Consider the following 22,635-nt stretch of genomic DNA (forward strand, 5'->3'; position numbering starts at 1 on the left):
GCGATCACTGTTGCTGTTATGCTATTCTCTACGTCAATCTTATCCTTTGGCCAGCAAGGCACCTTAACCATCACCAAAGATGCATTGAAGGACAAGATCAAGGGCGGATGGGCAGGTCAAACAATTGGAGTAACCTTCGGAGGTCCTACGGAATTCAGGTTCTGCGGTACGATGATACAGGACTACGTACCCATCGAATGGTACGATGGATATCTGAAACATACTATGGAAAACAATGCAGGACTGTACGACGATGTTTACATGGATCTCACTTTTGTTGATGTTTTCGAAAAGCACGGCCTCGATGCTCCTGTCGAAGAATTCGCAAAGGCTTATGCTAATGCCGGCTACATGCTATGGCATGCAAATCAGGCTGGACGCTATAACATACTTCATGGCATTGGCGCACCCAAATCCGGGCATTGGCTAAATAACCCTCACGCCGACTGCATCGACTATCAGATTGAATCGGACTTTGCAGGACTCATGTCACCTGGCATGCCAAATACAGCATCCGATATCAGCGACAAGATTGGGCACATCATGAACTACGGCGACGGATGGTATGGCGGCATTTATGTAGGCGCTATGTACACGCTGGCCTTTACATCGAACGACATTCCTTTCATAGTGAAAGAAGCACTTAAGACCATACCAGAACAAAGCAGATTCCACCAGGTAATCAGTGACGTAATTCGCTGGCATGCCCAATACCCTAACGACTGGAAACAAACGTGGTTCGAGATCGAAAAGAAATGGACAGAAGACTTTGGCTGCCCGGACGGAGTTTTTGTACCCTTTAACATCGACGCCACCGTGAATGCGGCGTATGTTGTGTTGGGTTTGCTTTACGGCAACGGCGATTTCACACGAACGCTGGAAATAAGTACCCGTGCCGGCCAGGACTCTGACTGCAATCCATCAAGTGCTGGCGGCGTGCTCGGCGCTGTTTTGGGATATGACAAAATTCCTGCTTACTGGAAACAAGGATTGAAAGAAGCTGAACCTATTGACTTCAAGTACACAACGATGTCATTAAACGACGTATACGAAACCGGCTATAAGCATGCGTTGGCAGTTATCGCAAAGAATGGAGGCAAGACCGATGGAAACGCAGTGACTATACGCACACAGGCTCCAAAGGCAGTCCGACTGGAACAGTCGTTTGAGGGACATCATCCTATCGCTAAAAAGAATATTGGAAAAACCCTCACCTCTGATTACTCCTTCGACTTTGATGGCAATGGTTTCGTAGTGCTTGGTGAGTCTGCCAGGTGGGATTCAAAATCCACTTACGTAGGAAAAATGGAAGTATACATAGATGATAAATTATCTGAGACGGTTGAACTGCCGGCGAGCTATACAACACGACGATACGAACTCTGCTGGAAGTATCAACTTCCAAAGCAAAAGCATCGCGTAACGCTTAAACTATTGAATCCGGATAGTAGTCAGCCCGTGAAGCTTAACACGTACATTGTGTACTCTGACACGAAGGCTTCAACCGGCGCCGTTAAATAGCATTTGATAGAGACATACAAAACTTACATACATGTTTACCATTCAAAGTTATCCTGTTGCCGTACTGTTCTGTTTCGTCACAATGATCTGCTGGGGATCATGGGCCAATACGCAGAAGCTTGCAGAAAAGTCGTGGCGCTTTGAATTGTTCTACTGGGACTATGTAATCGGCATTTTATTGATGTCATTGTTTTTTGCCTTCACACTGGGGAGCATGGGTTCCACGGGGCGGAGCTTTCTGGAAGATCTTGCACAAGCTGAAGCAGGAAACCTGCGGTCTGCGTTTATTGGTGGCGTTGTATTTAACCTGGCCAACATACTGCTCATTGCCGCGATCTCGATAGCAGGAATGTCTGTGGCATTTCCGGTAGGCATTGGTATTGCCCTCATCTGGGGTGTACTCGACAACTATCTTAAAATTCCTACCGGGAATGCAACGTTGATATTTACAGGAGTAGCGTTGATCGCAGTTGGTATCATCGTAAATGCAGTTGCTTATCGCAGGCTGACAAATGCCAGTACAGGAAACCCATCATCAGTATCATCTCGCGGGCTGATGCTTTCCATCGTAGCAGGGATTCTTATGGCTCAATTTTATGGATTTGTTGTGAACAGCATGGTGGTAGACTTTGCACAGCCGGAGAATGGCAGACTCACACCTTATACAGCCATCGTCTTATTTTCAGTAGGCATTTTCGTGAGCAACTTTCTTTTCAACACTGTTCTTATGCGAATGCCCGTTCAAGGCAGTGCCGTACATTACAGCGATTACTTCGCTGGAGATTTCAAAAGTCATATTACAGGCGTACTTGGAGGAATTATCTGGTGTATCGGAATGGCATTTAGCATCATCGCTTCTGAGAGCGCAGGACCAGCCGTATCTTATGGACTTGGCCAGGGCGCAGTGCTGGTTGCCGCTATCTGGGGTGTCTTCATCTGGAAGGAGTTCAGGACAGCACCTCGCGGAACAAATACTCTGCTGTACCTGATGTTTGCCTTTTTCCTGGTGGGCCTTGGGCTCTTGATATACTCGAAGATGACGCCAGCATAAACTATAACAAAGGTGTCGCGAAATACTATAAAGCAATCTGAAACCAAGTGAGAGATGAAGAACCCGAAAATCAACAGAAACTATCAGTTGCTCGCAATAGCAACAGCCTTAACAGTCATCGTTTCCGCTTGCAAGACCCCAGGGAATAAATCGGAGACGCCCGCAGCGCCGATCGCTCATAGCAGGATGCCTGTTATTCTGGATACCGACGCCAACAACGAGCTCGATGATCAACACGCGATGGCTTACCTATTCTATAACCAGGATACGTTTGATATCAAGGGCATTACCGTCAACACAACAATGGGAGGAGGAAACATTGATGCTCAGTACGCCGAAGCAGAGCGTATCATGAAACTCTGTGCCATTGATTCCATCCCGCTTTTGAAGGGGGCCGACAAATCGTTCGCTGCGATCGAACCAACGATAGCCTCACCTGACTTCGACGGTCACGACGCCGTCGATTTTATTATCAGGTCAGCAAATGAAAACACAAATGGCAAGCTTGTACTCATTGCGGTTGGAAAGCTATCAAATATTGCATTGGCATTGAAGAAAGATCCAGGTGTTGCCGAGAAGATCAAATTAGTCTGGCTCGGCACTCATTATCCTGACCCGGGCGAGTATAATCTGGATAGCGACACAACGCCTGTCAACTACGTACTCGATTCTAAAATAGAAATGGAAATTGTTACAGTGCGGTGGGGCAAAAAGACAGGTACTGCCGCTGTTACTCTTTCAAAGTCTGAGGCATTGAAAATGCTTCCGGGTCTTGGTCCTAAGAACGTAGGACCGATCACCGGTCGTCATGGCGGAACATTTACAAACCTGGGAGACTATCTTGCAAACTTATTCGAACACATCCCTTACGATCAGGGATCTGACTCACGGGCGCTTTTTGATATGGCTGCAGTCTCAGTTGTCAAGAATCCGTCGTGGGCACAGAACATTACAATACCAGCTCCAAGGCTTGTAAACGGCAAGTGGGTTGAGCGACCTGGTAACACACGTATGATAAAGGTCTGGGAGAACTTCAACCGTGACGCGATTATTGGAGATTTTTTCAATTCTCTGCACTACCAGCAACCGCATTAGTTTATCTACTGCGGCTGATACGGTTATTACAACAGTCAGTCATATTTTATTAGCAATTGGCACAATCTGGATGAGCTATCTCTGTTGTCTTGAGCCGAGGAATTCCGATATAGTGGAGAAAGTATATTGCTGCCTGGTCATCCACGAAAGCATACGATCAAACCGGTCACGCATGAACTCACCAGAGTTTCTTCTTACGTACCATGGCATTCCTAAACCCGGCTTATTCAAATCGGTAAATTCCCAGGGATGAAAGTACAGGTTCAGATATCCATCGCTTTTCATAGTGGTAGCGCAGGCACGTAAATAGGCCTTTAAAGGAAAGTTGTGAAAGGAAAGCCAGAACAGTGGAACTCGTAGCGAAGGCGTTGCAGAAGCGGGCAATTGACTAACTTTTCCTAAGGCGAATAGTGTGCGTGGCTTGTTTCTATTATCGTATCGTCCAGGCAACCAAATGGGATTGATGGAAGAATTGTACCGATAACCTGCATTTTCAATTGCTGCATCATCAACAGGCATCATTCTCGGCATTCTGAATCCTGTCACTTCCATACCGGACAACCTTCCAAGCTCTTCTCTGGATTCGAGCAGATGTGAATTTGTGAACGATGAATGATAATATCCATGCGATGCCAGCTCATGATGCTCTCTCTGAATTCTACTGATGATTTCAACTGAGTTCTGCGCAAAAACAACCGTACTGAAAAAGGTTGCGGAAGCCTCATGCTTCTCCAAAAGATCAAGGATAATCTTGCACCCCTCCTGCGAAATAGACAACTGCTCTTTAAGAGGCAGATGCTTTCCGTACTCAAAGGGCATGTCGAATTCCTCGATGTCGAACGAGAGTAAAACCTTACTCATCGCTGAATCGTCTGAGGGTTGACCTCGCGCAGGCCTACATAGTTCGTATCGCGAATGAAATACAACGGACGATGCTTTGATTGAATGACGAGTTTGCTGATGTAAAGACCGACAACGCCGGTCATTAACAACTGAAGACTTCCAAAAAAGATCACCGAAATCATAAGCGATGTCCAGCCGGAAACAGCTTTCCCCATGAGATAACTGATGATTGCGTAGGGCGCGAGTACCATCGAAATGAAGAACAAAAGCATGCCAAGTGAAGCAATCATTTGAAGGGGACGAACGCTGAATGAAGTTATGCCCTTCAGCCCAAATGAAACCATTCTTTTCAGGTTATACTTGGAACGGCCCGCATATCGGGGGCTAGGCTCGTAGTCGATAGCCGTCTGCTTGAACCCAGCCCATTTCACCAGACCTCGGATAAACAGATCAGTTTCATTCAAATGTGCGAAAGCGTCAAGCACATTTCTGTTCATGAGTCTAAAGTCGGCGGTTCCGCGTTCTAGTTCGATGTCTGAAATGGTGTTCAGCAGGTCATAGAAAAGTGCAGATGTCTTGCGCTTTATCCAGGGTAGATTTTTATCGTCCTGCCGACGTGTGTACACAACGTCGTATCCCTCTTCCCACTTTGCAATAAGTCGTTTGGCGACCTCCGGTGGATGCTGCAGATCACAGTCCATCGTAATAACGCAGTCGCCGCTGCACAGGTCCAGGCCCGCCTTAAGAGCATACTGATGACCAAAGTTCCGCGACAATTCAACGAAAAATATTCTTGGATCTGCATCTGCGAGTGCCTTGATAATTTCAAGAGACTGATCGCGGCTTCCATCGTCGACAAAGATGAACTCCAGTGGATAACGAACATCCTTAAGCGCTTCATTGAGTTCATTCATCAGAACGCCAATGTTGGCAGCCTCATTGAATACCGGTATAACAAACGAGATTTTTCTGGAGTTACCTGCCATGCATTGAGATGTCTTTGGGCATTAAATCTACCTGTAACGGGATGCCGACTCAAAGGTAGGTAATTGAAATAAAAGAATGAACAACGCGTGGCCATTGCGTTAATGTTACGAAAGCCAGTCGGGATGCCCATTCCGGTACTCTAGCACGTTGTGCGCTATGACCTGACCGACATCGTTGGTCTTTTCAAAAATCTTGCGCTGACGCTGGGCGCTATTTCCTTTGAAACAGATATCCCGCAGAATGTCGGCGAAACGACCATAGTTCAATGCTGCAATGTAAGGGGACAACCTGTCGAGCCAATCAAGAACGTCTTTTCGAAGCGACCGTGTTCGACCAGTTGAAGTGACCACGATTTCGGCATCCAGTCCATAACGTAGCGTTCTCCATTTGTTCTCTCTGATAATCCATTTTTTAACCGAGGCGTGCTTTGAATTCCATTCCTCCTCATGATCGCGGAACCAAAATGCAAGCAGGTGAACGAACGCAACGATCGCCGTCATCTCATCGCGCGTGGCCGGTTGGTCACAAAAGCGAAGTTCAAGCGTCCCGTACTGCGGACTAGGCCGTATATCCCACCACAAGTCCTTCATTCCCTGGATTGACTTCGACCTTAAAAGAAACTGATACAACTTTTGAAACTCTCTCCAGTTCTTAACCAGATAAGGCATGCCCGCAGTAGGCAGCGCTTCATAAGTTGTAGGGCGACAAGCACAGAGTCCGGTATCTTTTCCTTGCCAGAATGGTGAACTCGCGGATAAGCCAAGAAGATGAGGCAAGAGGTGGAAAAAGAAGAAACTGTGTTTTATGCAATCGTCACCCGAGCGCATGCCTATATGGATATGCATTCCATATACAGCCATGCGGCGAACGATCCATTGGTTCCTATCAATAAGCTGCGCATACCGATCGGAAGGTGTGATCAGATGATCCCTATAGTCGGACAGAGGATGTGTTCCCGACGCACCTATTGCAAGGCCATTGGCGGCTGCCAGCATGTTCAGCTGATCAATGGATCCAGTGAGATCTTTTTCAACGTCATGAGCATCTTTACAGATGTCGGTCTTGATCTCCAGAGTGCTCTGAAAAAACTCCTTGTCAAATTTTTTATTCTCGCAGGCATCCAATAATGTCTGGGCCTTTGGCGTTAATCTTAGTTCCCGCTCATCGAGCACCTGTAGCTCCACCTCCACACCGAGCGACAATTGATCACCAGTTGTTTTAAATTCTAACGGCTCGTTCTGTGATTTCTTCATCAATATGTGCATTAAGCAGATTTTGTATATAAAATGGTGTGCCAAAGTATTTAACTTCACCGCTTTCAACCGAAATGCGTACATGTGCGGAATCACCGGAATATTTGCATTCAACCTGGTCGGAAAGTTTAACAAGATCCACGTCACTAATGCGACGATGGCGTTACAGAAGCGTGGCCCTGACTTTCAGGATATCTATCTTGATGATTCTGTCTGCCTCGGCCATCGCCGACTAAGTATCATCGATACCCGAGCCGTTTCCAATCAACCGATGTGGGATGAAACCCGACGCTACAGCATCGTCTTCAATGGTGAGATCTTTAATTACAAACAACTTCGTCAGGAGCTGAGAGCCGAAGGAGTTTCATTCTCCACCGAATCTGACACCGAAGTTTTACTGAAGCTTTACATTCGGTACGGCGATGCTTGTCTTAGCCGCTTAAATGGCTTTTTTGCGTTCTGCATTTTCGACAAACAAGATGATACCCTTTTCCTGGCCCGGGACCGCTTTGGAATAAAGCCATTGCTTTATGTATACGATGAAGACAAGTTCATCTTTGCATCAGAGATGAAGTCGATACTTCAGTATGGATTGGAGAAGAAGCTTGATTATAACTCACTTTACCTTTACCTCCAGCTCAACTACATCCCTTCGCCGGATACTATATTTCTTGACGTGAAAAAACTGGCGCCCGGACATTGTATAAAGGTGGGACGCAGATCTCTGGAGGTTAAGAGTTGGTATGGAATACCATATGACAGGGAGAAGTCTGCCGCTTCGAATCTCTCGTATCCCGACGCTATTCAGAAATTCCGGAAGCTATTGAACGATGCAGTCCATAAACGTTTAGTATCAGATGTTCCACTGGGATCATTTCTTAGCGGGGGTGTAGATTCATCTGTAATCTCAGCTCTTGCTGCAAAACACAAACCTGACCTTCATACTTTCTCGATTGGATATCGCGACGAAAAGTTCTTTGATGAAACCAGCTACGCTCGCCTCGTAGCTGAACACATTAAGACTAAACATACCGTTTTCTCTCTCACAAATGCCGATTTATATGGTCACGTCCACAACATACTTGATTACATCGATGAGCCATTCGCGGATTCTTCTGCAATAGCGGTATACATTCTAAGCAAGGAGACGCGCAAACATGCAACCGTAGCCCTATCAGGAGATGGTGCAGACGAAATGCTTGGAGGATACAACAAACATGCTGCATTCTACAGGATGATCCATCGCGGATGGAAAGAGCAACTTGTCGTGTCACTTGAAGGGCTATGGAACAAAATGCCTCAATCGCGAAACAGTGCATTTGCCAATAAGATGAGGCAGTTTTCCCGCTTTGCAGAAGGCGCCAAGATGAACTCCCGTGACAGATACTGGAAATGGGCAAGCTTTGCCAGCAAAGACGACGCATTAAAGATGCTTCATCCGGATCTCAGAATGAACATGTGGCTCAAAGAGTTTGTGCCCAGAATGAAGAACATTCTCAGACACCTGCCCGATGAAGGCGAGACCATGAACGACATTTTCCTAACCGACATGAACCTGGTACTTGGAAACGACATGCTTACCAAAGTCGATTTGATGAGCATGGCCAACGGCCTGGAGGTGCGTGTACCGTTTCTCGACTTCGAAGTGGTTAATTTTTTATTCAGCTTACCCGACCAGTACAAGATAAATTCGAACATCAGGAAGCGTCTCTTACAGGACGGCTTTCGCGATTTGCTTCCACCTCAATTATACAACCGACCCAAGAAAGGGTTTGAAGTGCCGTTATTAAAATGGCTCAGAACAGAAATGAAATCATTAATCATGGATGATTTGCTCTCCGAAGACTTTGTTGTGAACCAGGGCATTTTCGACTACAGTGAAATCAACCGACTTAAACAGCAACTGTTTTCGCCTAGCCCAGGCGATGTTCACGCCCGTATTTGGGGACTCGTAGTGTTTCAATGGTGGTGGAAGAAATACATGGGAGCAGGAACTGCTGCAGTATCGGAACTGGGTTAGTACAATATATTAACGAGAAACTCCAGAGGTGCCTATTGGATATTCAGCCGTTCTGATTGGCTCTCTAAATTCTATCAATCGGCTTGCGCTTGTTGTCTTTCACTTTTTTGAAATGCGACGGCGTAAGACCAGTTACTTTCTTGAATTGATTGCTAAGATGTGCAACACTGCTGTACCCAAGGTCGGATGCAATCTGACTTAGCGTAAGTTCGCCATAGACTAATAATTCTTTGGCTTTTTCTATTTTCTGAAGGATGTAAAACTGTTCAATGGTAGTTCCCTCTACCTCAGAAAACAAATTACTGAGGTATGAATAATCGCGTCCTACCAGTTGTGCGAGATGCTCCGATAAGTTAGTGTAAATGGGTTTTCCGCGTTGAACGATATCAATGATTGCATTTTTAATCTGTTCGATCGTCAACGACTTCTTATCATCGATAAGACTGAAGCCAACCGACGAAAGCGAGTCCGAAATACGCTGAAGATTGTCCGTTGACGGCTCGTCGCGCAGGGTCACTTCTCCCAGCGCGACGTGCAAAGGTTTCATTCCAATCTTCTCCAGTTCCTGGCGCACAACCATCGAACAACGATCACACACCATATTCTTTATAAAGAGCTTACGTACGGGTTCTGCCTTGTCATTCATTTCTTTCCAATCCAGCCCAGATGGGTGTGCTTAAAATCATCAGCGTATTTCAGCCCGTAACCGCATAATCGGTCAAAGGAGCTGTGACCATATAACACCAGACCGGCAAACTGAAGTTCCATCACATTCAGATACAAGCCCGCAAGCCAGCACGTCACCGCTATTCCTTTATGGTGTGCAAGATTGTATGCGACGGCACCCACTTTCGGATTAACCGTGTATCCGAGAAACGAAAGATCGGGTGCCAGAAAGAACGCCCAGTACCACCAGCCGGGGACAGGAAGCTGATAGTTTAAATATACTGTGGCCAGAAACTGAATGGCCTCTTCTATCCGCAATACATACTTCATGATCTGATATTCGTCACTGTCAGAATTTCAACAGACAAATTGATTTAATAACTGGTAACTTTATAGATACCACCAGCAATATCACATCTTGCCGATGCCAACATAACAAGTTAAAGAACGTCCTATTCTATTCCAGGCTGTTTAAGTACAAACCCAGTCTTGGCCTTCTCTTCGGCAACAATTCTTCTAACATCGGCCAACATCTTTTTCGCATCATAGATTATACCGTCCTTTACCGTGTATTTTACGCCGCCCACACGAACGACTTTATTATCGTCGGTTAATTTGATCGCGCCCGTACCGTAAAGCACCTGAAGATTTTGAAGTGGATTCTCCTCAACGATAACGAAGTCGGCAAGTTTGCCTACCTCAACAGATCCAATTTCTTTTTCTTTACCAAGTGCCTGAGCTCCATAGAGCGTAGCTGAGCGAATGATTTCTAATGGATGAAAGCCCGCTTCGCGAAGCAACTCAAGCTCGCGGATGTAAGCAAATCCATACAACTGAAAAATGAATCCGGAATCAGATCCGGTAGTCACGCGGCCACCGCGATTCTTATACTCATTTACAAATGTCATCCAAAGACGATAGTTCTCACGCCAGTTTACTTCCTCTTCAGTACCCCAGAAATGCCAGTAAGATCCGTGCGATACCTTGCTCGGCTGATAGAATTTCCACAGCGACGGAAGGGTGTATTCCTCGTGCCATTCGGCCCGACGCGCACGATGAAGGTCGCGACTTGCTTCATATATATTAAATGTAGGATCGATGGTAAAGTCGAGGGCCAACAGCTCGTCCATTACGCTGTTCCATTTTTCAGTATAGGGCGCCGCCGTTTGCTTCCACAGGTTACCAGCGCCTTCAAACCGATGCTGTTCATTTTGATAATTATAGTCGAGCCTGAAGTCCTGAATGGTACGGTCCGTAAACATTGCTTCAGGCAATCCGTACCAGTGCTCCATCGTCGTCAGGCCGGCTTTTGCCGATTTGACGACATTCCAGCGCGCAACGTCCATTTGGGCATGATGGCAGGCAGATCTCAACCCCAGTTCCTTGTTCTTGCGCAGGGCAGCATCCATAATTTCGGGTGGCGCTCCGAAGAACTTGATTCCGTCCGCTCCTTTATTCTTGTTCGCAATTACCCATGCAACGGCTTGCTCGGGGGTATTGATCGGCTCAGTACTTCCCATTCCAAAAGCTGTATAGGCCAGAATTCGGGGCGCAGTAATCTTATTTGCAGCACTCCTCTGTTTGTGATCAAGAACCCATTGCAGTCCATTTCCTGCCGATGGATCACGGATCGTCGTGATGCCATGCCCCATCCATAATTTAAAGACATACTCAGCATTCGGTGCCTGAGAGCCTCCAATGTGACCATGCATGTCGATGAAGCCAGGCATGAGGTACATACCTTCACAATTCAGCTCAATTCCGCCCGAAATCAGTTTAGGTCTCCTTTCGGGATTTATGCTTACACCTGGATAACCGACAGTTTTGATCTCTACTATCTTATTTTGCCTGACAACTATGTCTGTTGGGCCTATCGGTGGTGCACCCGTGCCGTCGATCAGCATTACTCCTCTAATAATGAGTTGAGGATAGGGACCCTGACCTTCTTTGGCGTCAGGGGCGTCCATCACCTTTTCTCTTTCCTGGGCGAAAGAAGAAGGGCCTTCACAAAAGGCAAGGCATACAATAACAATGAGTAGCAGTCTCTTCATTTAGGTTTTGAGTTTTTGAGAGGCCTCAAACTACACAACTTTGGGCATTTTTAAGGAGACATCTTATTTGGACGTTTACCAAAGTGGAGGAAACGCGTCGCAACGACGAATTGCCATTTTTGACCGTCGAGTTTCCTAAGCCTTCAAAGTTGCAATCCAATGAATTTGAAGCACATACAGAATTATATACGCTTCAACTAGAGAATTCAAAATATTATAAGGTCAAACCAACCTTTCACACAACGACTTTCTGGAACTAGGCTTGACTTTTGAAAAGTTCATAGAAATTGGCGTTGTAGCTTCAAATTTTACCCTACCTATAACGTTTTCAGTAATTTTTGTCACAAAGACGGTTAAATATTACCCTATTATTAAAAAATTGTGTCACCAAATCAATAAACACAACCAGAAACAAACCTAAAACCACACAACCATGAAAAACTCGATTGTCTTTCTAGTACTGCTAATCGCCATAAGCGTATTAGCGGTATTTATGCCGGCGGTTCCGACCACTATCGTGACCGAAGGCATTAACTCAGGCGACGTCGCCTGGATGCTTTGCGCATCAGCCCTGGTGCTGCTCATGACACCCGGTCTCGCTTACTTCTATGGTGGTATGATCGACACCAAAAATATCATTTCGACTATGCTCCAAAGCTTTGTAGCTATGGGCGTAATTAGTGTGTTGTGGATAGTTGTTGGTTTCAGTATCGCATTTGGTGATGACCTCGGAGGCGCTGGTCTCATTGGTAATCCTGCTACATATTTCATGTTCTCCGGAGTGCTTGACGCACCACTCTTCGGAACAATTCCGTTGGTGCTTTTCGCTTTCTTTCAGCTTAAGTTCGCGATCATCACACCCGCTCTTATTACCGGCACTTTCGCAGAACGCATTCGCTTCAAGTCTTATGTACTCTTTATAATTCTGTTCTCACTCTTTATATATGCACCCCTTGCACACTGGACTTGGCACTCAGGCGGATTCCTGTTCAAAATGGGTGTCCTTGACTTTGCAGGTGGAACAGTAGTACACATGTCAGCTGGTTTTGCAGCGCTCGCAGCTTCAATGTACCTGAAGAGCAAAGGTGAAGAGAAGCACACAATGACTCCTGCTAACGTACCCTTCGTACTTCTTGGAACTGGTTTACTGTGGTTCGGATGGTTCGGCTTTAACGCCGGTAGCGCGCTCTCGGCCGGTGCACTTGCAGCTTCTGCTTTTGCGACTACTAACACTGCTTCTGCCGCCGCTGGTCTTGCATGGATCCTGTTTGATATGGCAAAAGGCAAGAAGCCTTCAGCAATTGGTTTCTGTATCGGTGCCGTTGTAGGTCTTGTAGCAATCACTCCAGCAGCTGGTTTCGTAACAATCCCTAGTAGCTTGTTCATTGGTACTTTTGCAGCCATCATCAGCAACATAGTAGTACATTGGAAGTCTACAAAAACTTCATTGGAAGATACTTTGGATGTGTTCCCTTGCCACGGTGTAGGTGGAGCAGTGGGTATGATCATGACAGGTCTCCTTGCAACACAAGCTATCAACGGCGCGAATACAACTGGTAACGGCCTTCTCATCGATGGCAGCACGCACCTGATCACAATTCACCTTCTCGCTCTTGTTATCGTCGTAGCATTCAGCTTCTTCGGTTCACTCCTCCTGCTTAAAATCACCGACCTCATCTCTCCTCTTAAAGTTTCGGCTGAAGAGAAGAAGGCTGGTTCAGATTACAGCCAGCATGGCGAGAAACTGTTTCCTCTTGACTTTACAATGAAGGAAGAGATTGCATAAATCTAATCCAACGGTCCCGGTATTCGCCGGGACCACCTATAACTCAATTGACCTCATTAACCTAAACCTAACCTAAACTGATGACGGCTCTCTGACTTCTCACTTTCTTCTGCCTCTATTTGACAATTTGCTCTGATTCTACCTAAACCTAAACCTGTAAGCACTCGTCAAAAGTTGAAAGCGAAAGTTAGAAGCCGACATCATGAAAAGCCCAACTCTTAATGTCGCAACCCTAACGATGTTCTGAGTACACTACTACCCTAAAACCAAACAACACACTTATGAATTTTAGATTTTTACGTGCACTCTCGTGCCTGGCTGTGATAGGTCTGTCGATAAGTGCCTACGGGCAGGATTCAACAAGGTTCACATTCGGAGGCTCGGTTGATACCTATTTCCACTCATCATTCGGTTTGCGCAACGGATACCCTAGCGATGGTGACGGCGGATACAACGGAAGCGTCGCCCCTAACACATCGTTCGCAGATGGAAAAGGCTTTTCAATTGGCATGGTGAACCTTATTGCTTCATACGCCGGTGAAAAAGTCGGTTTTACAGCGGATGTCGTATTCGGTCCCCGCGGTAAAGCTGCAGTATTTGGAACAGCTTCAGGACAGGCAATTATTAATCAGGCTTTTGTTTACTACAAACTAGGCAAAGCAGTAACTCTTAACCTTGGACAGTTCAATACCTTCCTTGGATACGAGGTGATTTCACCAGCTGTCAACTTCCATTATTCTACCTCATACCTGTTCTCATGGGGTCCTTTCAATCATACTGGCTTGCGTGCCGATTTTGATTTGGGAAATGGATTCGTGGGTAAGCTTGCTATCATGAACCCCACTGACATCGTTGAATTCAACCCAGTAAATACATATACAGCCGGCTTACAACTCGGCAAAACAACGGACGCTGGTGGTATCTGGTTTAACTTCCTCTATGGCGATCAGGATGGAACTCTCGATGCAGATATTGATGGAGACGGTGCTACATCACGCGGTAACTTGTTTCAGGCAGACATCACAACCGGATGGAACCTTACTGACGCATTTTACCTCGGCGTAAATGCTTCTTATCAGATGATTGGCGATGGTGAAGTTGTAAACGGAACCTCAGTTAACAAAGCAACGAATACAAGCTCATCTTTCGCAGGTATTGCTGTATATCCTAAGGTTACTCTTAGTGAAAACTTTGCTCTCGGTCTTCGCGCTGAATACTTCTCAATCAAAGACTCACATCTCAACATTATTGCCCTTGATGATGGAGATACAGGCGATGGCAGCGTAATGGAGTTCACACTTTCCGGAAATTATAAAGTTGGAGGCTTGACATTCATCCCTGAAATAAGAATTGACAAGACTTCAGAAAACACTTTCTACAAAAAGGATGACGTGGGCACGATCACTGCCCCAGACAAAACTTTGTTCCCGACCCTGAACTTAGCTGCTGTCTATAAATTCTAAAGACTTTAAAAGTCCATGGGGAACCATGGCAATCTACACCAGAACAAAAAACGATAACCTATGTCAAAGACAAAACTTGAGTACATCTGGCTCGATGGTTACAAGCCAACCCAGAGCCTCCGTAGCAAAACGAAGATCGTGAAGAATTTCGACGGCGCGTTGGAATCATGTCCGGGATGGTCGTTCGACGGAAGCTCGACCGAACAAGCTGATGGACATTCCTCTGACTGCCTGCTGAAACCTGTGGCAATTTTCCCTGATCCGGATCGCAAAAGCGCATACCTTGTGATGTGCGAGGTTCTCAATCCTGATGGCACACCCCACTCCTCTAACGGTCGGGCTACTATCGAAGATGATGACAACGACTTCTGGTTCGGCTTCGAACAAGAATACTTCCTGTGGAGTCCGGAAACCAATAAGCCCCTGGGCTTCCCCTCTGCAGGTTACCCTGGTCCTCAAGGCCCGTACTATTGCTCTGTAGGTGCCAAGAATGCTTTCGGTCGTGAAATCGTTGAGGAACACCTCGATCTTTGCCTCGAAGCAGGTATCAACGTTGAGGGTATCAACTCTGAAGTGGCTACTGGTCAGTGGGAATTCCAGATCTTCTCAAAAGGTGCAAAAGGCGCTGGAGATCAGGTATGGGTTGCACGTTACCTTCTTGAAAGAACTGCGGAGAAGTATGGAGTTGCCATCAACTGGCACTGCAAGCCTCTTGGCGCTACTGACTGGAACGGTTCTGGTATGCATGCAAACTTCTCTAATGAAGTTCTCAGAACGGCCGGCTCAAAAGATGTCTATGACACGATTTGCCAGGCATTTGCTCCTTTCGTTAAGGAACATATCGCCGTATATGGTGCAGATAATCACCTTCGCTTAACAGGTAAGCACGAAACACAATCGATCGACAAGTTCTCTTATGGAATTTCAGATCGCGGTGCTTCAATACGCATTCCAATTGCAACCGTTGAAAACGGTTGGAAAGGCTGGCTGGAAGACAGACGCCCCAATTCAGCTGCCGATCCGTACAAAGTAGCTGCACGGATTATTAAAACAGTAAAGAGTGTTCCCGCTTACGTGAACGCTTAATAACTTTCAGGGCGTCTGGTTGTAGTTTGAAGTCGGGCAGAAATGCCCGGCTTCTTTTTTTAATCTATCCCCGGAATCTGATGCTGAGTGCCTACAAAGAGCATCAATTCCTCTTCCATCCTCTGTCGGTCTTTCCACAAGTTCCTGCTAAAAACCATATGATACTTCCAGTTCTTACGCGCAAGCAACGATGGAGTATAGGCATGCACATCCTTTGCGGATAAACTCGTAAAGTACCGGACATCGTCTGTGAGAATAACTCCGATGTGCTTCCCATCGCGTACTACACTAATATCGGTATAAGGCAATCCATTTGCATTGAAGTTGTACTCTTGCAGGCGCTCCATGCTCCACTGCTTCAGACGACTGGAAAGATACCATTCAACCGGATTGTGCCCAGTGTAATGGGCTCGGGGCTGGAACTTCTTTTCACCAACGTGCCTCGCATATTCCAGGTATTTTCTTAACAGACGTGGTCCATCATTCTTCATATTGGAAACCCTAAGCTGCTCAGGCGCAATGCTGGTGACAATGACAATCCTTTCCCGCGCGCGTGTGACCGCCACGTTAAGACGATTTTCTCCCCCCAGAGTATTTAGGGTTCCAAACTGCATCGACATCTTTCCTTTCTTGTCAGGGGCATACCCGATGGAGAAAATAATAACATCCTTTTCATCCCCCTGCACGTTCTCAATGTTTTTTACGAAAAGAGTATCCGGCAAACGAAGACCAGCACGCTGTGCCCGATCCTCAAGTTTATCAAGGATTAACATTTGCTGCGGCGCATTGAAGGTTACTACACCGACCTCTTTTTCCGGTTGCCTCGAAAGTATATCCATCACTTTCTCAACAACAGCATCCGCTTCGATTGTATTAATGTGGTTGTCCCAAACGCCGGGTACGAGGTGATATTCGATAGCCGGTTCGTCGTTATTCAACTGCTCACGATCTGGCAACAGTTGCAGGCGTCCTTCATAAAAGTGTGTATTTGAAAACTCGATAAGTTCCAGCGACCGGCTGCGATAATGGCCATGCAAGTGAACAGTCTCCAGATAGCGGCCTGAAAGCTCCAGCAGTGAATCAACCTCTTCGTCGGGACTGTCTGAATCATCATCCCAACGGACTTGATAAAGCTCGCTTGGGCGTAACTGTTTGTCGTCGCCGGCAATGACCACCTGCTTCCCTCTGAATATCGCGGGCAGTCCCCGCTCGGCAAAGCACTGGGAAGCCTCATCAAAGATCACCAGGTCGAACAGTTCGGTCATTGGAAAAATCGCTGATACCGATTCAGGACTTGCCATCCAGCAAGGAATCAGTTGAAACAACTCATAGTAGTACGTGGCGATCAGCCTTCGAATAGGCCATATCTTTTTCTTCTTTGTAACCTGGTGCAACAGATCCCGATACGTCACCAGATTGTTCAATCGATTATACTCCAGGCTTTCATAAACTCTCTCTCTGACACGTACCAGCAAAATCTGCTTACTCAACCGTTGCTTCTCCTCAACACATTCACGTAACTGCAGTTGAAGTTCTTCCATTTTCATAGAGGAAACTGCCCGAAGAATTGGATACTTCGTTTCAATGTGATCAATCCACGAGAGTCGTAAGCTATTAAGAAACAACTCCTCCATAACATCGACACTCCAACCGCTGACGTGATCGCAGAGACGCGTGATCACATCGCGCTCGTGAGGCTTCAACTCCGCCTTTAGCTTATCATATTCACATAAATTATCGAAGTCACGTCGGAGAACCTTTAAATACTCATCTTGCTTTTCAGGTTCCAGTACAAGTTGTTTCACCTGATAGGGCGTCAGATACTGATACCATTGTTCGCGTCTTGAAGGCACATTCTTGATCACCTTAAGAAGGTCGCGAAAAACATCTATAAATCGCTGACGGTCGTAACTGGTGATATTGATGATGCCTTTTATCTCGCGCAAGGTATTGTACACCAGTTTGGCGCGCATCGCCAGCTTTTGCTTCTCAAACCAAACCTTCAATTCGCCTTTGTCATAACTTACGGGTACATCGGTAAGCCAATTCTTGTTCTTAAGTTGCGTAAGATTATGTTCGAGATTTAACCTGCTGTCTATACGCCGTTCCAGTTCTCTCAAGCCGGCTGTATTATAAGTCAGATCATTTGCCACAAGCACGCGCTTGACCAAAAACTTCTCTTTACCTGTCAACTCCCACTTTATCCACTGAATAAGATTGCGTCGCGCTTCAGTACACTGCTGTAGTAAGGCAATGAACTTCCCCAGCTGATCTGCAGGCAATGATATCTCGGGAGTATTATCACCAAAACAATTCAGACTCACACGCTCGATGTTTGCCAGCCAGACAAGACTCGTCTCTTCATCGGTCTCTCCGACCATGGCCTGGAAAAAGCGAAAAACATCGTCGTCCTTCAACACGCTGATCATTCCAAGGATATCGTCCTCTTTCTGAAACAATGAGGCACAGTCCTCCACATTAAGTCCCATTCCGAGTATTTGTTCAACTTTCCCGGAAATTTCCTTCTGGTACGGTGGGATATCCATCAATGTCTTTTCAATTGCCATTTGATCAGACACGTGGTAGGATTCAAAAGACTTTCGCTCACGCCACACGAATCTTTCATCTTCCATGAAGATGGCATACTTCACATAAGCCTTCATCCGGCGGAGGAAATTAGGAACATCACGGAATGGAAAATAATGATACTCCTGCCGCATGTTAATTGAAGGTCCTTCCAGGTTCGAAGTGAGATAAAGTTCCTTTACAGCAATGCCGCACTCCTTATCATCAAACAAGGCAAACTTGAATTCCTCCAGCTCCTCTGAGATCTGATCCAGTCGTCGGCACAGCTGAAAAAACTTTCTCTCGGTTTGAATGACGTCGACTGTACGGTTTTGTGCTTTGAAGTCTTCTATTGCTTCGACCTGCTGTGCAATCTTCTGAAAGATCTCCTTGCGATCATTTCGGAAGTCATGCACCAGTCCCAGAAAATCAGAAAGCCCTGTTTTGTCAAGTCGTTCATATACCACATCAAGCGCAGCACGTTTTTGACACACGAGAAGAACCTTCTTGCCCGATGCAATAGCGTCGGCCAAAAGATTACAGATCAATTGTGATTTCCCTGTTCCGGGTGGGCCCTGCACGACAACAGACCGCCCGTTCTTCACTGCCTTAATCGCCTTTTCCTGCCAGGCATCCAGCACAAACGGCGTATAGATATTCTCCTCGCTAATGCTTTCATTAGCCGAACCATTGGGCTGTATGCCATCAATGTTCTTCCTGGAAAAGAAATCATCCAGGTCTGGCATCGACTGGTTCTCCATCATGTGGAGATAATCAGGCACAAGTTGTGAGCCCGACTGCGGAAATATTCCAAGCACTGCCTCCGGGAATAGTTTTAGTTCTCCCGTTCTATGTTGTGCCTCAAACTCCTGTCGCCTGTACGTTTCGAAAGGCTGGAGCTCATCCTGAAAGTTAGCGGAGTTAAAATTGATTTCTATTTTGTCCTTCAGCAACTGGTACAGTTGCGTTCTGAAAACTGTACTATCACTGTCAAATTCTTCGAAACTGGTTTCCAGTAATTCTTCATCGAGTTTGACATCATTAAAGAACGAAAAGGCGAGAAGAAATGACTTGTTCAGCGTAATGCCTGTATCTTTTCGTGGATTCAGTACCCAATGCTGGCCTTCCGCTACGAGAGTAACGGGAAAGAACAAGAGAGGACAGCGGATTAACGTGCCATCCATAAACTTGCCCCTTACAAATGGCCATCCTACGTGTAAGTCTCTCGATCCCGTCTCTTCAAAGATAAAGCGATCCACCCGTTGCAATTTCTTAAGCTTGTCGCTGGCCACATTATTGGCTTCCATTCGACTGTCAAGCAATTGACAAAGTTTTATGCCCTGTCCCGCGATCAAAGCGTTGATGATCGAGAACGAAGGTTCACCATTGAGATGGGCAAAATCCTTCACGTCGATCAACTGCTCCCCGGGAAGTCGGAGCAGCATCAATGAACGGCTGTTCCCGGAAAGGTTCGTGAGGCGACGCAAATAAGTAGCGAGTACATTCTTAGAAGGTTCTGTCATGCCCGTCAATTCGATCTTAACAGTTTACACACACGTCTATTTTGCTTGAAGGCCTTCCGATCAGGCTTGCCTACTCTATTATTTTCAAATAGGGCTCAAGGCGTCGCAGCTTGGTGCTGTCAAACATCGGAAGCACCACAAGATGCGAAACGGAAGTGAATCGTCCATGTTGAAATCGGTAGGCGACAATAGCTTTTGCTTCCTGCCGGCTCAGGTAAGGATGCGCTCCCAGTTGGCCCTCATTTGCCGCATTCAAGTCGATCCTATCTGGCAGAAAATCAGGGGCTACGAACGCCAACCGCACTAAGTTCGATAGTGCCGTCGAGTCCAGTCCGAACACTTCCGAAAGTTGATCCACCTCCACAAAACCGCCCAACGCACTTCGATATTTTATGATCCGCCTGGAAAGTTTTTCCCCTATGCCACGGACAGCCTCAAAACGGGCTGTATCCGCAATATTGATATCAAATGGTTCCTCCGGTTTTCGGGCCAGCCATTTGCTTTTTAAGGGCCATTTCGATCCGTCGGCCAGATGAGCTGGTTTCCTTTCTTGGCGAACCTTCTGAGCAATTTTTATATGCCCCTTTACCTTCCCATACAGTAAGGAATCCATGCCGTAGATCTTTAACAGGTCCTCTTTCGACCTAAAGGTCCCTCCCTTGTTTCGATAGTTTTGTATCCGACTGGCGGTCTTTTCATTAAACCCGAGCCGTATAAGGTCCTGCCCTGCTATCGTGTTAGGATCGAAATCAAAAAGATCAACAGGATGGCTCGAATTCCCAGTAGAATCCATTCGCACCGCCACCAGACGCCAGGCCTGTGTGATGCTGTCGAGCCGTGCTGAATCGGCTGCATCAGGTTTCCAATGTCTCAACTTCCACCATCGCCAAACTGGCTCCGAAAACGTTAACGCCAGAAGCACGGGAAGTAGTATCATGATGCCATTGGCCTGCGAACTGCTAAGTGCAAAGAACGACCGCACCCACCGTCTGGTACGTCTAAATAGTTTCACTATCGGATCTTTTCTTTCCGGGATCTTTTTCATGACACGTGCAGTTAGTCTCAAGGGGCAACCTAAACCCTTGAAATGGGAATATAGCTAGGGCATGATTCCGGAAATCCTGTCTATTTTTTCGATTGCAGCCAACTCATTTTCAGGTTTTTACGTACTAGGCTCCAGAACGTCCTCACATCATTATTTATACTGATTCTAAATTGATGTTTGGGTGACTTTTGTCATACTTCGCTTTTCATCAGACCGTACTTTTGTAGTCCAACAGATGACCCAGAATTTTAAAGCACTCGTCCTCACGTATAAGACCGCACCGGTAGAAATCCGGGAGCAGGTATCGCTAAATGAAGAAGGCTCCAAAAAGCTACTGGGGTTCATTCGCGATTTTGCTTCGACCAATGACGTCCTGGTGGTATCCACGTGTAACCGAACCGAAGTTTATTATTTGGCAGATCAGGATTATTCCGAAGTGATTTTCAGAGGCTTGGAAATGATCAAAGGACTTGATGGCGGATTTCGGGTCCATTTTCAACAATTGTATGGTCAGGAAGCCGTACAGCATCTCTTCGAAGTAGCGATGGGCCTCGATGCCCAGGTTATTGGCGATCTGCAGATCTCCGGACAGGTAAAACGTGCTTATCAGTGGACAGCCGACGAAAATATGGCTGGCCCGTTCCTGCACAGGCTCCTGCACACTATTTTCTTTGCCAATAAACGTGTCGTTCAGGAAACATCTTTCCGTGATGGCGCCGCTTCTATTTCGTATGCGGCTAAAGAATTGGCAGAGGACCTGATGTCAGCTGTACGTGAGCCGCGGATACTTGTGTTAGGGGTAGGCGAAATCGGTCAGGATGTTTGTCTCAACCTTACCGGTACACGCGCAGAGGTTAAGATCCTCAATCGCACTGTGGAAAAAGCGCAGACACTTGCTCAACGATGTGGTTTTGAATTCGGCAGCATTGAAGAGCTGGAAACTGAGCTTGGGCGCGCTGATGTGATCATCAGCTCAATATCAGCACAACAACCTCTGATTACTCCGGAGATGGTTTACGGGCTGAACATTCACTCACACAAGTATTTCATTGATCTTTCTATGCCACGGAGCGTCGCAGCTGAAGTGGATAACATAGCCGGGGTAGTACTTTATAACCTCGACGATATTCGCGAGAAAACCGATGTTGCTCTTGAGCGCCGTAAAGCATCCGTGCCAAAAGTGCAGGCCATCATTGAGCAGGCTAAGGCCGAGTTCGACGACTGGTCAAAAGAGATGATTGTCTCTCCTACGATTCAAAAATTGAAAAGCACTTTAGAGCAGATTCGTAAAGAGGAAATTGCCCGATTCATTAAGAATGCAAAGCCCGAAGAGGCCGAAAGGCTTGAGGAAATGAGCCGTTCGCTGATGCAAAAAATACTTAAGTACCCCGTACTTCAGCTTAAGGCGGCATGTAAACGCGGTGATGCCGAATCGTTAACTGAGCTTCTGAACGAATTGTTCAACCTGGAAGATCAGCACGAAAAGTCTCCAAAGTAGACCTGTATCATGGGCTTACTTCTTAAATGATTCCCATTGTATTTGCCGGTGATTACGTTATGCGTACAGGACGACGCGTGTAATTGAAAGCTATAGGCCAATCGCCTGGTCATTTTTTCAAGATCATCAACGGGCTGTAATTTTCTTTAATTACCTTCGACAGATTACAAGACGCTCACATA

The 22,635-nt window shown here is 46.3% G+C and carries 16 protein-coding genes; 8 read left to right on the forward strand and 8 right to left on the reverse strand.

Features of this window, described 5'->3' with window-relative positions:
- Nucleotides 1-18 precede the first annotated feature (18 nt).
- The 3 genes from WBG78_RS10840 to WBG78_RS10850 are packed head-to-tail and all read left to right on the forward strand — an operon-like array spanning nt 19 to nt 3,667.
- Nucleotides 19-1,521, forward strand: coding sequence for an ADP-ribosylglycohydrolase family protein (locus WBG78_RS10840; RefSeq protein ID WP_337327151.1), 1,503 nt, complete (start codon nt 19-21; stop codon nt 1,519-1,521).
- A gap of 31 nt (nt 1,522-1,552) precedes the next feature.
- Nucleotides 1,553-2,572, forward strand: a complete 1,020-nt coding sequence (locus tag WBG78_RS10845) for a GRP family sugar transporter (RefSeq protein WP_337326443.1) — start codon at nt 1,553-1,555, stop codon at nt 2,570-2,572.
- 54 nt (nt 2,573-2,626) lie between these two features.
- Nucleotides 2,627-3,667, forward strand: a complete 1,041-nt coding sequence (locus tag WBG78_RS10850) for a nucleoside hydrolase (RefSeq protein WP_337326444.1) — start codon at nt 2,627-2,629, stop codon at nt 3,665-3,667.
- 75 nt (nt 3,668-3,742) lie between these two features.
- Here WBG78_RS10850 and WBG78_RS10855 read toward each other — a convergent pair whose 3' ends face one another.
- From WBG78_RS10855 to WBG78_RS10865, 3 genes are all read right to left on the reverse strand, one after another.
- Nucleotides 3,743-4,528 (reverse strand): polysaccharide deacetylase family protein, encoded by a 786-nt coding sequence (locus WBG78_RS10855; protein ID WP_337326445.1) that lies wholly within the window; start codon nt 4,526-4,528, stop codon nt 3,743-3,745.
- On the reverse strand, nt 4,525-5,496 hold the full coding sequence (locus WBG78_RS10860) for a glycosyltransferase family 2 protein (RefSeq protein WP_337326446.1): 972 nt from the start codon (nt 5,494-5,496) through the stop codon (nt 4,525-4,527). The genes WBG78_RS10855 and WBG78_RS10860 overlap by 4 nt, the downstream gene beginning before the upstream one ends.
- A gap of 105 nt (nt 5,497-5,601) precedes the next feature.
- Nucleotides 5,602-6,750, reverse strand: coding sequence for a carboxylate-amine ligase (locus WBG78_RS10865; protein WP_337326447.1), 1,149 nt, complete (start codon nt 6,748-6,750; stop codon nt 5,602-5,604).
- Between the two features lie 82 nt (nt 6,751-6,832).
- On the opposite strand from WBG78_RS10865, the gene asnB reads away from it, so the two are divergent.
- On the forward strand, nt 6,833-8,770 hold the full coding sequence (gene asnB, locus WBG78_RS10870; protein WP_337326448.1) for an asparagine synthase (glutamine-hydrolyzing): 1,938 nt from the start codon (nt 6,833-6,835) through the stop codon (nt 8,768-8,770).
- A gap of 64 nt (nt 8,771-8,834) precedes the next feature.
- Here asnB and WBG78_RS10875 read toward each other — a convergent pair whose 3' ends face one another.
- The 3 genes from WBG78_RS10875 to WBG78_RS10885 form a co-directional block, all read right to left on the reverse strand.
- The gene (locus WBG78_RS10875; protein WP_337326449.1) at nt 8,835-9,416 is read right to left on the reverse strand and encodes a helix-turn-helix domain-containing protein; all 582 of its coding nucleotides are present in this window, start codon (nt 9,414-9,416) and stop codon (nt 8,835-8,837) included.
- Nucleotides 9,413-9,766 carry a DUF4260 domain-containing protein gene (locus WBG78_RS10880; protein ID WP_337326450.1) on the reverse strand — a complete coding sequence of 118 codons (354 nt, stop codon included), beginning with the start codon at nt 9,764-9,766 and terminating at the stop codon, nt 9,413-9,415. Before WBG78_RS10880 ends, WBG78_RS10875 begins: the two co-directional genes overlap by 4 nt.
- Nucleotides 9,767-9,888: 122 nt before the next feature.
- Nucleotides 9,889-11,487: an amidohydrolase family protein gene (locus WBG78_RS10885; protein WP_337326451.1), complete on the reverse strand. Its 1,599-nt coding sequence runs from the start codon at nt 11,485-11,487 to the stop codon at nt 9,889-9,891.
- Nucleotides 11,488-11,920: 433 nt separating this feature from the next.
- Here WBG78_RS10885 and WBG78_RS10890 point away from each other — a divergent pair, with 433 nt between their 5' ends.
- The 3 genes from WBG78_RS10890 (at nt 11,921) to WBG78_RS10900 (ending at nt 15,822) form a co-directional block, all read left to right on the forward strand.
- The gene (locus WBG78_RS10890; RefSeq protein WP_337326452.1) at nt 11,921-13,273 is read left to right on the forward strand and encodes an ammonium transporter; all 1,353 of its coding nucleotides are present in this window, start codon (nt 11,921-11,923) and stop codon (nt 13,271-13,273) included.
- A gap of 281 nt (nt 13,274-13,554) precedes the next feature.
- Complete coding sequence (locus tag WBG78_RS10895) at nt 13,555-14,736, forward strand: outer membrane beta-barrel protein (RefSeq protein WP_337326453.1); 1,182 nt, start codon at nt 13,555-13,557, stop codon at nt 14,734-14,736.
- 60 nt (nt 14,737-14,796) lie between these two features.
- Nucleotides 14,797-15,822 carry a glutamine synthetase beta-grasp domain-containing protein gene (locus WBG78_RS10900; protein ID WP_337326454.1) on the forward strand — a complete coding sequence of 342 codons (1,026 nt, stop codon included), beginning with the start codon at nt 14,797-14,799 and terminating at the stop codon, nt 15,820-15,822.
- A 59-nt stretch (nt 15,823-15,881) separates the two neighbouring features.
- Here the strand turns inward: WBG78_RS10900 and WBG78_RS10905 are convergent, their stop codons facing one another.
- On the reverse strand, nt 15,882-19,910 hold the full coding sequence (locus tag WBG78_RS10905) for an AAA domain-containing protein (RefSeq protein ID WP_337326455.1): 4,029 nt from the start codon (nt 19,908-19,910) through the stop codon (nt 15,882-15,884).
- A 70-nt stretch (nt 19,911-19,980) separates the two neighbouring features.
- Complete coding sequence (locus WBG78_RS10910) at nt 19,981-20,955, reverse strand: helix-hairpin-helix domain-containing protein (RefSeq protein ID WP_337326456.1); 975 nt, start codon at nt 20,953-20,955, stop codon at nt 19,981-19,983.
- 235 nt (nt 20,956-21,190) lie between these two features.
- On the opposite strand from WBG78_RS10910, the gene hemA reads away from it, so the two are divergent.
- The gene (gene hemA / locus WBG78_RS10915; RefSeq protein ID WP_337326457.1) at nt 21,191-22,453 is read left to right on the forward strand and encodes a glutamyl-tRNA reductase; all 1,263 of its coding nucleotides are present in this window, start codon (nt 21,191-21,193) and stop codon (nt 22,451-22,453) included.
- Nucleotides 22,454-22,635 lie beyond the last annotated feature (182 nt).

This window comes from Chryseolinea sp. T2 (genome assembly GCF_037203685.1).
In the GTDB taxonomy this organism is placed as follows: Bacteria; Bacteroidota; Bacteroidia; order Cytophagales; family Cyclobacteriaceae; genus Chryseolinea.